We start from the raw sequence: 13,957 nt of genomic DNA, 5'->3' as shown, positions 1-13,957 counted from the left end.
GGGCTATTGGCGCCTGCGCCCGGATTGTGATCGCCCCGCCCCGATATTGTTTCCGCCTTGGAAACGCCGCACCCGATGCACGCCTTTGCCCCATCATCGCCACCTTGGGCAGGCATCAAGATCGGGAATGAAACCGTCTCTCCGGAGGTTACGATGGCCAGCCCCAAGACCCGCGCTCTCGCGATCGGCACCGCGACCTGTGCCTTTGCAATCGGCTACGTGATGCAATTCGGCGTGCCCTTCCTGGGCGGGCCCACCGGCCCCGTCGAGGTCACGGGCATCACCGACACCGCGGCCCCCGCCACGATCGAGGCCGAGGCCGCAGCCGAACCGACGCAGACGGTCCCGGTCCTCGGCGCCGCCACGCTGCCGCAACTGCCCGGCGCGGACGCCGCCCCCGCGCAATTGCCGGACGCACCCGTCGAGATGGCCGCGATCGACAGCGGCACGGCCACGGATGCCACCGCGCTGCCCGCCGAAGCCCCCGAGACCGGCTTTGCCTGCGACATCATTGCCAGTGCCGCCGCAACGGCGGGCGCGATGGTCGCCCTCGACGTGACCGCGCCCTGCCACGGCTCCGAACGGCTCACCGTGCACCATTCCGGCCTGATGTTCACCGCGACGATGCAGCCCGACGGCTCGCTGTCGCTCGATGTGCCCGCGCTCTCGGAACAGGCGGTCTTCATCCTGTCCTTCGCCTCGGGCGATGGCGCCATCGCGCAGGCCGCCGTGCCGTCGCTGGCCTTCTACGAGCGCACCGCGCTGCAATGGCGCGGCGACAGCGGGCTGCAGCTCCATGCCCGCGAGATGGGCGCCGATTACTTCGCCGCGGGCCATGTCTGGTCCGGCGCGCCGGGCTCCGTCGAGACCGCGGCGCGCGGCGAAGGCGGGTTCCTGACCCGCCTCGGCGATGCCGCCGCACCCGAGCCGCTGCTGGCCGAGATCTATTCCTTCCCCGCCGGGACCGCGCAGGTCGAAGGCGCCGTGAGCCTCAGCGTCGAGGCCGAGATCACCGCCGCCAATTGCGGCGACGACGTATCGGCCCAGACCCTGCACTGGAGCTCCGAAGGCCGGCTCGGCACGCAGGAAGTGTCGCTGGCGATGCCCGATTGCGACGCGGTGGGCGACTTCCTCGTCCTCGACGGCGTGGTCCGCGACATCGAGGTCGCAGCCCGCTGAGATAGGCCCGACGCGGCCCTTGATCTTCCCGGACCGGGCGCGGACACTCGCGCCCGGTTCGGGCTGTTTGGAGGGGCGCACCATCCCGCATTTCGTCACAACGATCCGGCATGCGGCGTCCCTCGCGCTGGCATGGGCGCTTTCGCTGTCGCCGGCGCCGGCCCCGGCGCAGGTCGCCGATGACGTGACCCTGCGCAGCCAGGATGGCGGCGTGTCGATCACCGGCACGCTTCTGGGCTTCGACGGCGAGTTCTACCGCATCGCCTCGCAATACGGCGAGCTGACGGTCGACAGCTCCGGCGTGCGCTGCGAAGGCGTGGCCTGCCCCTCGCTCACCGATTTCGTGGCCGAGCTGCGCCTGTCGGGGTCGGGCACGATCGGCCGCGTGCTGCTGCCCGCGCTGATCGAAGGCTTCGCGCTTCGCGAAGGCTACGTCGCCGACCGCAGCGGCGGGACCGAGGGCGAAACCGGCACCGAAACCATCTACACGCTCGGCGACGGCGTCACCGGCAAGAGGCTCGCGCGGTTCGTCATCGCCAATTCCAACACCGACGAAGGCTTCGCCGATCTTCTGGCCGACGAGGCCGACATGGTGATGGCCCTGCGCGAGATTCGCCCCGACGAGGCCGCCCGCGCCGCCGAAGCCGGGCTCGGCGATCTGCGGCAGGCCAAGTGGAGCCGGGTGCTGGCGCTCGACGCGCTGGTGCCCGTGGTGGCGGCCGCCAATCCCGTCGAGGCAATCTCCATCGCCGCACTTGAAGGCGTGCTGGCGGGGCGGATCGAAAATTGGACCGCCCTTGGCGGGCCGGATGCGCCCATCACCCTGCACCTGCCCGCGGTCACCTCGGGCCTCGCGCAAAGCATCGAGCGACGGCTGACCGATGCCCGCGCCTCGGGCGTGGCGGGCAATGTGCTGCGCCATGCGACGCAGGATGCGCTGGCAGGCGCCGTGGCCATCGACCCGTTCGGCCTCGGCATCGCCAGCTTTTCGGAAACCGGCCTCGCAAGGCCGCTCGCCCTGACCGGCGAATGCGGCTTCATCCTGCGCGCCACGCGGCGCACCATCAAGACCGAGGACTGGCCGCTCACCGCGCCCATGTTCCTCTATCTGCCCGCCCGGCGCCTGCCCAAGATCGCCCGGGATTTCCTTGCCTATGCCGCCTCTCCGCCCGCGCAGAACGTCATCCGCCGCGTGGGCTTCACCGACCAGGCCAGCGAGGAGGTCCCGATCGCCGATCAGGGCGCACGGCTGGCCAATGCCATCGCCGTGGCCGAGGGCGAGGCCGGCCTGTCGGAGCTCAAACGCCTGCAGGAAACGCTCGCTCCGCGCCGTCGGCTGACCACCTCGTTCCGGTTCGAACCCGGTTCCGCCCGGCTCGATGCGCAGTCGCGGGCCAATGTCGCGGGCCTTGCCGCGGCGATCGAGGCCGGGCTCTTTGACACGCGCGACATCCTTTTCGCCGGATTTTCCGACGGGGTCGGCCCGGCAGCGGCCAATCGCGCCATCGCCCGCAAACGCGCCGAGGCCGTGCGCGCGGCGGTGCTCGAAGCGGCCGAGGCCGCCGACCCGGGCCGCCTGTCGACCCGCGCCGATGCCTTCGGCGAGGCGATGCCCATGGCCTGCGACGACACGACCTGGGGCCGGGGCGCCAATCGCCGGGTCGAGGTCTGGCTCGACTGAGCCGCCGCGTGCGGCGTGCGGCCCGCGGTCAGATCAGCCCCTCGGCGCGAAAGCTCAGCTCGCGGCTCTTGCCGATCACCAGGTGGTCGTGCAGCGTCACGCCCAGCGCCTCACCGGCGCGCGCGATCTCGTCGGTCATGGCGATATCGGCCTGCGACGGCGACGGATCACCCGAGGGGTGATTGTGCACGAGGATCAGCGCCGAGGCGTTGATTTCCAGCGCGCGCTTCATGATCTCGCGCGGGTAGACGGGCACGTGGTCGACCGTGCCCCGCCCCTGCGCCTCGTCGGCGATCAGCACGTTCTTGCGGTCGAGGAACAGCACGCGGAACTCCTCGATATCCTTGTGGGAGAGCGCGGCATGGCAATACTCCAGAAGCGCGTCCCAGCTCGAGACGACGGGCCGGTTCAGGACGCGCCCCCGGGCCAGGCGCTGCGCCGCGGCCTCGACGATCTTCAGCTCGCAGATCACCGCCTCGCCCATGCCGGCCACCTCGAGAAGCCGCGCCCGCGGCGCCGAGAGAACCCGCGCGAAATCGCCGAACGTGTCGATGAGCAGCCGCGCCAGCGGTTTCACGTCCCGGCGCGGAATGGCCCGGAACAGCACCAGTTCCAGCATCTCGTAATCGGGCACCGCCTCGGCTCCGCCTTCGGTGAAGCGCGCGCGCAAGCGCTGCCGGTGATCGCGGATATAGGAGGGCAGGACCGGCCCGCCCGCATCCCGCCGCGGCGGTTCGAACAGGGTCCCTTGCAGGTCGGAGAAGCCGTGACGTGCCATCCCCCGGATCTAGCGCACGTCCGGTTAAACGGACGTTAACGACACTTCGCGCTGCGCTTAACCTTTGCGTAATGGTTTTGCGCGTAACGTCAGGACGACCCTCCAGGTCAAGTCGCTCGTTTCCCCCGACTGCACGTGAACGCGCCCGGCTATCCCCAGCCGGGCGCGTTCTTCATTGCTCTACTCCGCCGCGTCGCGCCGCGGCAGCACCCAGTCGGGGCGCGGGAAATGGCAGGTATAGCCATTGGGAATCCGCTCCAGGTAATCCTGGTGCTCGGGCTCCGCTTCCCAGAAATCGCCCACCGGCTCGACCTCGGTCACCACTCGCCCGGGCCAGAGGCCCGATGCCTCCACATCCGCGATCGTGTCCTCGGCCACGGCCTTCTGATCCGCATCCACGTAATAGATCGCAGAGCGGTAGGACATGCCGATATCGTTGCCCTGCCGGTTGCGCGTGGTCGGGTCGTGGATCTGGAAGAAGTATTCCAGGATCCGCCGGTACGAGATGCGCGCGGGATCGAACCAGATCTCGATCCCCTCCGCATGGGTGCCATGGTTGCGATAGGTCGCGTTGGGCACATCGCCGCCGGTATAGCCGACGCGCGTCTTCTCGACGCCGTCCATCTTCCGGATCAGGTCCTGCATGCCCCAGAAACAGCCGCCCGCCAGGACGGCGCGCTCGAGATCGCTCATGCCCGTTCCTCCACTTGGTCAAGATATTTGCCGTAGCCCTCGGCCTCCATGTCGTCGCGATGGACGAAACGCAGGGCCGCCGAATTGATGCAGTAGCGCAGCCCGCCCCGGTCCGCCGGACCGTCGGGGAAGACGTGCCCGAGATGGCTGTCGCCATGCTTGGAGCGCACTTCGGTGCGGATCATCCCCATCGAGACATCGCGCAGCTCGGTGATGTTCTCGGGCTCGATGGGCTTCACGAAGCTCGGCCAGCCGCAGCCCGATTCGTATTTCGTCGACGAGGCGAACAGCGGCTCGCCCGAGACGATATCGACATAGATGCCCGGCTCCTTGTTGCCGAGATAGGCCCCGGTGCCCGGCCGCTCGGTGCCGTTTTCCTGCGTCACGCGGTAGCTTTCGGGATCGAGCGTGGCGATCACGTCCGGGTCTTTGCGATACTCTGCCATATGGCCCCCTTCTCGGTGTTGGTTGGTCCTAATGTGGGGTAAGGGCGGCTGAAAACAAAGGGGTGCGGCACCGGATCACGGCACTTGCCTGTGGCGGGGCCCCAACGCCCGGCGCGGCGCGGGACAGGTGCCAGCGGCGCTATTCGGTCTGGGGCAGCTGGCCGAGCGCCCAGGACGCGGCATCGCGGACGGTCGCGTCGGGATCGTCCGCCAAGGCAGCGGCCGCGCGGCGCAAGTCCGGACGCCCGGAATTCCCGATGGCGTAAAGCACGTTGCGCACGAAACGGTCCCGCCCGATCCGCTTGATGGGCGAGCCCGAGAACCGCGCGCGGAACCCCGCATCGTCGAGCGCCGCCAGCTCCGCGAGGTCGGGCGCCAGAAGGTCGGGCCGGGCGTGGTATTTCACCTCCCGCGCCTCGGCGGCGAACTTGTTCCACGGGCAGACCGCGAGGCAATCGTCGCAGCCATAGATCCGGTTGCCCATCTTCGCGCGCAGATCCTCGGCCACCGGGCCCTTATGCTCGATCGTGAGGTAGGAGATGCAGCGCCGCGCGTCGAGCCGGTAGGGCGCCGGGAAGGCATCGGTCGGACAGATGTCGAGACAGGCGCGGCAGGATCCGCAATGATCGTCCTCGGGCGCATCCCGCGCGAGGTCGAGCGTGGTGAAGATCGCGCCGAGAAAGAACCACGATCCCATCTCGCGGCTCACGAGATTGGTATGCTTGCCCTGCCAGCCGAGCCCCGCCGCCTGCCCCAGCGGCTTTTCCGCCACCGGCGCGGTATCGACGAAGACCTTGATCTCCGGCGCGCCCTCGGCCGCGTCGATCAGCCAGCGCCCCAGCCGCTTCAGCCGCTTCTTGACCACGTTGTGGTAATCGCGGTTCTGCGCATAGACCGAGATCGCCGCGCGGTCGGGCGTCTCCAGCACCGCCAGCGGATCGTGCCCGGGCGTGTAGGCCTCGCCCAGCATGATGACCGACCGCGCCTCGGGCCAGAGCGCCTGCGGATCGCCGCGCCAGGCCGCGCGGTCTGCCAGCCAGCCCATCTGGCCGTGATAGCCCTTGTCGAGAAAGGCGCGCAGCCGCTCGGGCACCTCCGGGATCGCATCCGGCCCGGTGATGCGGCAGGCCGTGAACCCCACCGCCTCCGCCTCTGCCTTCAGGCGCTGCGTCAGGTCCAAACCGACCCCCGAGGCGCGCCGCGCTCAAAAGTCGAGATCGGCATAATGCTTGGGCGGCGGGAAGCCCGGCACCTGGTCGGCCAGGATGCGGCGAAAGGCCGGGCGCGACTTGATCTTCGCGTACCAGTCCTTGACCGTCGCCTGCCGGTTCCAGTCCACGTCCGAGATGTAATCGAGCGATGACAGATGCGCGGCCGCCGCGAAATCCGCCAGCGTCATGACGTCGCCCGCGAGCCAGCGACGGTGATCGAGCAGCCAGGCCATGTAATCCAGGTGATACTTGATCGCCTTGGCGCCCGCCTTGACGTTGGCGCTGTCGGGAAAGCCCGCCTTCATCACCTTCTTGTTCACCCGCTCGTACAGGAGCTTCGACGTCACCTCGCTGTGGAACTTGTCGTCGAACCAGCCGATCAGCCGCCGCACCTCGTAGCGGGCATCGGCGCCTTTCGGCATCAGCGAGGGCTCGGGGTAGCTTTCCTCGATCCATTCGCAGATCGCCGCGGACTCGGCCATGGTCTTGCCGTCGATCTTCAGGACCGGGACCTTGGCGGCCGGATTGCGGCGGATGAAGTCGGGATCACGCTCCCAGTAGCGCTCCTCGATCAGCTCGCACTCGATCTTCTTCTCGGCGAGGCTGAGACGCACCTTGCGGCAGAACGGAGATAGGGGCACGTGATATAGCTTGGCCATCGGGAACACGTTTTTTCTGAGAATGCCCGTCGGTCATACCTTCCCCGGCGGGTCGGTTACAACACCTCGTCGCAAGGCTGCGCGGGGTTATGCACGCTCGAAGCAGGCCGCGCGTCCGTCGCGCTGGATCGTCGCCGCCCCGTCGAGGATCGAGGCCGCGCGATTGCGCACAAAGCGCGACGGATCGCTGGCCGACCGGCCCTTGGGATCGGGCAGGATCGCGGCGAGCCGGGCGGCCTGAACCGGGGTCAGATCCTGCGCGGAGGTGCCGAAATAATGCCGCGCCGCGGCCTCCACGCCGAAGATACCCTCATCGAATTCGGCGATGTTGAGATAGACCTCGAGGATGCGCCGCTTGGGCCAGGCGGCCTCCATTGCGGGCGTGATGACCGCCTCCAGCGCCTTTCGCGGCCAGGACCGCCCGTGCCAGAGATAGACGTTCTTCACCACCTGCTGGCTGATCGTCGAGGCGCCGCGATTGCCGCCCGCCTCGATGGCGGTGCGGATGGCGTTCATGTCGAAGCCCCAATGGGTGCAGAAATTGGCATCCTCCGCCGCCACGGCGGAGCGCATCATCACCGGCGCGATCCGGTCCGCATCGACCCAGTCGCGGCGCACCCCGTCGAGGCGTCGCGCCTCGGCCATGATGTAGGGCGTCGTGGGCGGGTTCACCACGCGGTAAAGCCCGACCCCGAGCCCGATCAGGACCGCCACGGCGAGCACCGCGCGAAAGACCCAGCGCAAGAGGAAGCGGACGGGCCGGACGCTCCGACGCGTCTTTTCTGATTTGCGCATTGCTCGTGCCATGTCTCGCTCTTAGCGGCGATGTGCCTCGCCGAAAAGTCATCCGGGGCCGGGATGGTATGCGTTTGGGACATCCCGGCCCCGGAGAGTGCTGAACCCGTCGGGGATATTATCCACGAACTTCGAACAATACCTGCCTATTGCGCATTTTGGACAGGATTGCGGTTCAATCGTGGCAAGAGTTGGACACAGCCGGTGGGACCCCGCCCGCCCGGGCCGTCAGGCGGGCGCGGCCACCTCGACGGACAGGATCGTCGGCAGGTGCCGCGCGATCTCGTGCCATTCCGCGCCCTCGTCGCGGGTGGCGAAGACCGACCCGGAATTCGTCCCGAAATAAAGCCCGGCAGGTTCCTGCGTATCGCCCGCCATCGCCTGGCGCAGCACGGTGAAGAAACACGCCTTCTGCGGCAGGCCCGCGCGCTGCGCCTCCCAACTTTGCCCGCCATCGCGCGAACACCAGACCGCCGCCGCGGCCCCGGGCGGGTAGCGCCCCACGCTGTCGCCGTTGAGCGGCAGCGTCCAGATCGTCTCGGGATCGCGCGGATGAACCCGGATCGGAAAGCCGAAGGTCGAGGGCAGGCCTTCGGTGATGTCGTCCCAGGACCGCCCGCCATCGGCGGATCGCCAGACGCCGTGATGGTTCTGCTGATACAGCACCGCCCCCGGCCCCGGCGCCTTCATCATGTTGTGCACGCAATGGCCGGTCTCGCCGTCGCCCGGCGCTGCCGGGTGGCTCCGTTCCGCCGGGCAGGCCTCGGCGTTGGACAGCCGGTTGCGCCGCTGCCATGTCTTGCCGCCATCCTCGGTCGCGAAGACGCCCGCGGCGGAGATCCCGACCCAGAGAGTGTCCGCATCGTCCGGATCCGCGACGATCGTGTGCAGCGTCAGCCCCGCCGCCCCGGGCGCCCAGCTTTCGGCGGAGGGATGATCGGTCAGCGCCTCGATCCGCTGCCACGTCGCGCCGCGGTCCCGGCTGACCAGCAGGTTCGCGGGCTTGGTGCCGGCATAAAGCGCGCCATGGGCGTAGCCGAGGGACCAGATCTGCGCGAAATCGGTGCCGAAGGGCAGCGGCACGTTCTCCCAGCCGATCATCGCGGCGAAGTCGGGATCGGCCTCGGCCCAATCGTCGGTCACGCCGCGGGTCAGCCGGGTCAGCGTCCAGGTGGCGCCACCATCCCCGGAGCGCCAGACCCCCGCGCCGGTCCAGTCGCCGCCGCCGCCCGCCCAGAGCGTGCCGGTCTCGGGATCGGAGGCGAAGTGGTTGATGGCCCAGCCGTCGCAATAGGGCCCCTCGACCTCCCAGGCTTGGCGCGCGGCGTCGCCCCGGAGCAGAAAGGCCCCTTTCGTCGTGCCGACGAGCACGGTCAGACCATCCGATGCCATGACGCCCTCCCTCGGATTCTGGCCCACAGGATACAGCAAAACGCCGCATTTCCCTACGGGCCGCGAGCGGGCAGAAAAAAACCGCGCGAGACCTGAGGGGCCTCGCGCGGCGTTCTGTCTTTCGGGCGGCGGGAGCGGTTATTCCGCCGGAACCGCCTCGTCCTCGACCCCCACCGGGTAGGGCAGCTTGTCGAGCATCTCCTTCGGGCAGACCTGCAGGAAATTGCCCTTCTCCTCGTCCCAATGCTGGAGGATATCGGCGCCCTTCACGCTGCGGGTCTCGGCCACATGGGCCTCGATCAGCCGCTTCAGCTCGGTCTCCCAGTGATCGACGGTGACCGGGCAGGTCACCAGGCTTTCATGGTTGATGAGCGTCTCGGCCTGGCCTTGGGGATCGTAGAGATAGGCCATGCCGCCGGTCATGCCCGCGCCGAAATTCGCCCCGATGGAGCCGAGGATCACCGCGACGCCGCCGGTCATGTATTCGCAGCCATTCGATCCGCAGCCCTCCACCACGACCTTGGCCCCGGAGTTCCGCACCGCGAAACGCTCGCCTGCGCGGCCTGCCGCAAACAATTGGCCATCGGTCGCACCGTAGAGAACGGTGTTGCCGATGATGGTGTTGTCCGCGGCGACCAGCGGCGAATGCATCGGCGGACGCACCACGATGATGCCCCCCGACAGGCCCTTGCCGACGTAGTCGTTGGCATCGCCCGACACCTCGATCTTCAGACCCGGGGCCGCGAAGGCGCCCAGCGACTGGCCCGCCGAGCCCGTCAGCTTCACCGTCAGGTGATCGGGCTGCAGCGCGTTGCGCATCCCGAAGCGGCTGACGATATGGCTCGAGGTGCGGGTGCCCACGGTGCGATGCGTGTTCATGATCGCATAGGAGAGCTGCATCTTCTCGCCATCGTTAAGGAAGCGCGCGGCGTCCTTCACGATCTCCGCGTCGAGGGTGTCGTCCACCGCGTTGCGCGGCCCGTTGCGGTCGTAAACCGTCGCCTCCGAACCGTCGACGCGGATCAGGAGCGGGTTCAGGTCCAGATCGTCCAAATGATCCGATCCGCGGCTGACCTGGTTCAGCAGATCCGCGCGCCCGATCACCTCGTCGAGCGACCGCGCCCCGATCTGGGCCAGCAGCTCGCGCACTTCCTGGGCGTAGAAGGTGATGAGGTTGACCACCTTGTCCGCCGTGCCGGTGAACTTCTCGCGCAGCGCCTCGTCCTGCGTACACACGCCCACCGGGCAGGTGTTGGACTGGCACTGGCGCACCATGATGCAGCCCATCGCGATCAGCGCGGCGGTGCCGATGCCGTATTCCTCGGCCCCCATCATCGCCGCCATGACGATGTCGCGGCCGGTGCGCAGACCCCCGTCGGTGCGCAGCGTGATGCGCGAGCGCAGGTTGTTCATCGACAGGACCTGATGCGCCTCGGTGAGACCCATCTCCCAGGGCAGACCCGCATACTTGATCGAGGTCGCGGGGCTGGCGCCGGTGCCGCCATTGTGGCCCGAGATCAGGATCACGTCGGCCTTGGCCTTGGCCACACCGGCGGCAATCGTGCCCACACCCGAGGAGGCCACCAGCTTCACCGTGACCTTGGCCTTGGGGTTGATCTGCTTCAGGTCGTAGATCAGCTGCGCCAGATCCTCGATCGAGTAGATGTCGTGATGCGGCGGCGGCGAGATCAGCGTCACGCCCTTCGTCGAGTGCCGCAGCTTGGCGATGAGGTCGGTCACCTTCATCCCCGGAAGCTGGCCGCCTTCGCCGGGCTTGGCGCCCTGCGCGACCTTGATCTCAAGCTCTTCGCAATTGAGCAGGTATTCCGCGGTCACGCCGAAACGGCCCGAGGCGACCTGCTTGATCTTGGCCGAGCGGTTGTCGCCATTGGCGTCGGGGGTGAAGTCCTTCGGATCCTCGCCGCCCTCACCCGAATCAGACTTCGCGCCGATGCGGTTCATGGCGATGGACAGCGTGCGATGCGCCTCGGGCGACAGGGCGCCCAGCGACATGCCCGGCGTCACGAAGCGCTTGCGGATCGAGGTGATGCTCTCGACCTCCTCGATGGGCACCGGGGCGCCCAGCGGCTTGATCGCCAGAAGGTCGCGCAGATGGATCGGCGGGTTGGCCTGCATCGCCTTGGAATAGGACTTCCACATCTCGTAGGAGGCCTTGTTGCAGGCCGCCTGCAGCAGATGCATCGTCTGCGCGCCCCAGGCATGGGTCTCGCCCGATTTGCGCGCCTTGTAGAAGCCGCCGATGGGCATGACGTCCTGGCCGCCGCGGAAGCCCAGCGCGTGGATCTCCTCGACCTTCTTCTGGATGCCCGAGACGCCGATGCCGGAGATGCGGCTGATCATGCCGGGGAAATATTCCGCGCACATGGCGCGGGACAGGCCCACCGCCTCAAAGTTGAGGCCGCCGCGATAGGACGAGACGACCGAGATGCCCATCTTCGACATGATCTTCAGGATGCCGAGGTCGATGGCGTCGCGATAGCGCTTCATCGCCTCGGTCAGCGTGCCGTCCATCAGCCCGCGACGAATGCGGTCGGCGATGGTGTCTTCCGCGAGATAGGGGTTCACCACCGTCGCCCCGGCGCCGATCAGCACCGCGAAGTAATGCGGGTCGATGCATTCCGCCGAGCGGACGTTGAGCGAGCAGAAGGTCCGAAGGCCCTTGCGCGTCAGGTGGCTGTGCACCGCGCTGGTGGCCAGGATCATCGGCATGCCGACGCGATCCTCGCTCGCCTTGTGATCGGTCAGGGTGATGTGCCCGGCGCCCGAGCGCACCGCGTCCTCGGCCTCGGCGCGGATCCGCTCGAGGTTGTCGCGCAGCGTGTTGCGCTGGCCGCCCGGCGGGAAGGTGCAGTCGATCTCCACCATCTCGGCGTTAAAATGCCCCTTCAGCGCCTCGAACTGGGCATTGCCCATGAAGGGCGTGTCGAGCACCAGGATCTCGGTCTGCGACGAGGATTCGTCGAGCACGTTCTTGAGGTTGCCGAACCGCGTCTTCAGCGACATGACGCGGAATTCGCGCAAGGAATCGATGGGCGGGTTGGTGACCTGGCTGAAATTCTGCCGGAAGTAATGCGACAGCGGGCGGTAGCGCTTGGACAGCACCGCCGAGGGCGTGTCGTCGCCCATGGAGACCACGGTCTCCTTGCCGTCCTCGGCCATCGGCATGAGGATCTGCTCGACCTCCTCGATCGAGTAGCCCGCGGCGATCTGACGGCGGCGCAGCTCACCGCCTTCGAAGAGCGGCTTCTCGGTCACGTCCGACAGCGGCTCGTCGAGCTCGGCGATCTTGCCGACCCATTCGCCGAAGGGCCGCGCGGCGGCGAGACGGTCCTTGATCTCGACGTCGTGGAAGAGCAGCCCCTCTTCCATGTCCACCGCGATCATCTGGCCGGGGCCGAGCGCGCCCTTTTCGCGCACCGTCGCCTCGTTGGTCGGGACCATGCCCGCCTCGGATCCCGCGATGAGCAGGTTGTCGCCCGTCACCACGTAGCGCATCGGGCGCAGGCCGTTGCGGTCGAGACCGCCGCAGACCCAGCGGCCATCGGTCATGGCCAGCGCCGCCGGGCCGTCCCAGGGCTCCATCACCGAGTTGCAGTAGGAATACATGTCGCGCCAGGCCTGCGGCAGCTCCTCGGCCTGCTTGGACCAGCTTTCGGGCACCAGCATGGTCTTGGCCATGGGCGCGTTGCGGCCCGCCCGCACCAGCACCTCGAACACCGCATCGAGCGCCGCGGAATCCGACGCGCCCGAGGCGATGATCGGCTTGATGTCGCCCGCCATCTCTCCGAACGTGGCCGAGGCCATGCGGATTTCGTGGCTCTTCATCCAGTTGATGTTGCCCTTGAGCGTGTTGATCTCGCCGTTATGGGCGAGCATGCGGAAGGGCTGCGCCAGCCACCATTGCGGGAAGGTGTTGGTGGAATAGCGCTGGTGATAGATCGCGAAGGCGCTCTCGAACCGCTCGTCCTTGAGGTCGGGATAAAACTCCGCCACGTCCTGCGCGAGCATCATGCCCTTGTAGATGATCGACCGGCAGGACAGCGAGGCGATGTAAAGCTGGTTGATCGAGGCCGCGGCAGCCGCCTTCTCGATGCGGCGGCGAATGACGTAAAGCTCGCGCTCGAAGGTCTCCTCGTCCACGCCCTTGGCGTTCGAGATCAGGATCTGCTCGATCTCGGGCCGGGTGGCGTTGGCCTTTTCGCCGAGGCACTCGACATTTACTGGCACATGGCGCCAGCCATAGATCGAATGGCCCATGCGCAGGACCTCGGTCTCGACGATGGTCCGGCAGGTTTCCTGCGCGCCGAAATCGGTACGCGGCAGAAAGACCTGACCCACGGCCATCAGCTGGTCCATCTTCGGCGTGTGGCCGGTGCGCTCGATCTGGTCGTAGAAGAACGAGACGGGGATCTGCACGTGGATGCCCGCGCCGTCGCCGGTCTTGCCATCCGCATCGACCGCGCCGCGGTGCCAGATCGCCTTCAGCGCGGTGATGCCCGCTTCCACGACCTTGCGGCTCTTCTTCCCGTCGATCGAGACCACGAGGCCCACGCCGCAGGAGGAATGCTCTTCCGCTTCGGAATAGAGACCGTTCTCCGCCAGCCACTGGCGCTTGGCCTCCATCTCGGCGGCCCAGTTCTCGTCGTACTTGGTCATGGCGTTCAGCCCTCCATCAGATGGGGATTCTCGGCCTCGTATGGGGCCGCGTCCGTCCGCCTGTGATCGCCCGCGAGCGTCACGGCGGCGAACGCCTTGTCATGGTAGATTTCGCTGATGAGCGGATAATCCTTCGCGCCGGGGAAGGCCCCGATCATGAATTCGTACGCGCCATCGTCATTGTCGCGCAGCCATAGATTGCTGCCGCAGGTGCCGCAGAAGGCCCGTTCCGCGATCTCACCCGGATAGACCGAGACCGGCCCCTCGACCGTGACGGAAGCGGGCGGGGCGCTGAACACCGCAAAGAGCGCGCCGGACCAGATCCGGCAGCGGCTGCAATGGCATGCGCCGACCTCGGCCCGGTGGCGTTCCACGCGGATCCGCACCGCGCCGCACAGGCACGCGCCGTCGAGCCCATGGGCCCAGACAGGGTCTTCCACGCTCAA

The 13,957-nt window shown here is 67.8% G+C and carries 11 protein-coding genes; 2 read left to right on the top strand and 9 right to left on the bottom strand.

What is annotated here, in order from left to right:
• Positions 1–153: 153 nt before the first annotated feature.
• Both BW990_RS21190 and BW990_RS02555 read left to right on the top strand, forming a co-directional pair.
• A complete protein-coding gene (locus BW990_RS21190; RefSeq protein ID WP_076444664.1) occupies positions 154–1,179 on the top strand; it encodes a hypothetical protein in 1,026 nt (341 codons plus the stop codon).
• A gap of 67 nt (positions 1,180–1,246) precedes the next feature.
• Positions 1,247–2,860, top strand: a complete 1,614-nt coding sequence (locus tag BW990_RS02555; RefSeq protein WP_407690121.1) for a phosphate ABC transporter substrate-binding/OmpA family protein — start codon at positions 1,247–1,249, stop codon at positions 2,858–2,860.
• Between the two features lie 28 nt (positions 2,861–2,888).
• Here BW990_RS02555 and radC read toward each other — a convergent pair whose 3' ends face one another.
• From radC to BW990_RS02510, 9 genes are all read right to left on the bottom strand, one after another.
• A complete protein-coding gene (gene radC / locus BW990_RS02550) occupies positions 2,889–3,638 on the bottom strand; it encodes a RadC family protein (RefSeq protein ID WP_076444662.1) in 750 nt (249 codons plus the stop codon).
• 180 nt (positions 3,639–3,818) lie between these two features.
• Positions 3,819–4,331: a peptide-methionine (S)-S-oxide reductase MsrA gene (gene msrA / locus BW990_RS02545; RefSeq protein WP_076444660.1), complete on the bottom strand. Its 513-nt coding sequence runs from the start codon at positions 4,329–4,331 to the stop codon at positions 3,819–3,821.
• Entirely contained in the window at positions 4,328–4,777 is a 450-nt protein-coding gene (msrB, locus tag BW990_RS02540; protein ID WP_076444658.1) for a peptide-methionine (R)-S-oxide reductase MsrB, read from the bottom strand. The genes msrA and msrB overlap by 4 nt, the downstream gene beginning before the upstream one ends.
• Before the next feature lie 139 nt (positions 4,778–4,916).
• Entirely contained in the window at positions 4,917–5,957 is a 1,041-nt protein-coding gene (gene queG / locus BW990_RS02535; protein WP_076444656.1) for a tRNA epoxyqueuosine(34) reductase QueG, read from the bottom strand.
• Between the two features lie 24 nt (positions 5,958–5,981).
• The gene (gene fzlA, locus BW990_RS02530) at positions 5,982–6,647 is read right to left on the bottom strand and encodes an FtsZ-binding protein FzlA (protein WP_076444654.1); all 666 of its coding nucleotides are present in this window, start codon (positions 6,645–6,647) and stop codon (positions 5,982–5,984) included.
• 87 nt (positions 6,648–6,734) lie between these two features.
• Complete coding sequence (gene mtgA, locus BW990_RS02525) at positions 6,735–7,442, bottom strand: monofunctional biosynthetic peptidoglycan transglycosylase (protein WP_234990139.1); 708 nt, start codon at positions 7,440–7,442, stop codon at positions 6,735–6,737.
• Between the two features lie 228 nt (positions 7,443–7,670).
• Positions 7,671–8,834, bottom strand: a complete 1,164-nt coding sequence (locus BW990_RS02520) for a beta propeller repeat protein (RefSeq protein ID WP_076444650.1) — start codon at positions 8,832–8,834, stop codon at positions 7,671–7,673.
• 138 nt (positions 8,835–8,972) lie between these two features.
• Positions 8,973–13,511 (bottom strand): glutamate synthase large subunit, encoded by a 4,539-nt coding sequence (gene gltB / locus BW990_RS02515; RefSeq protein ID WP_076444648.1) that lies wholly within the window; start codon positions 13,509–13,511, stop codon positions 8,973–8,975.
• A 5-nt stretch (positions 13,512–13,516) separates the two neighbouring features.
• Positions 13,517–13,951 carry a GFA family protein gene (locus BW990_RS02510; protein WP_076445130.1) on the bottom strand — a complete coding sequence of 145 codons (435 nt, stop codon included), beginning with the start codon at positions 13,949–13,951 and terminating at the stop codon, positions 13,517–13,519.
• Positions 13,952–13,957 lie beyond the last annotated feature (6 nt).

The organism is Roseivivax lentus (assembly GCF_900156805.1).
GTDB classification, from domain to species: domain Bacteria; phylum Pseudomonadota; class Alphaproteobacteria; order Rhodobacterales; family Rhodobacteraceae; genus Roseivivax; species Roseivivax lentus.
This window is presented reverse-complemented; position numbering and strand designations above follow the sequence as displayed.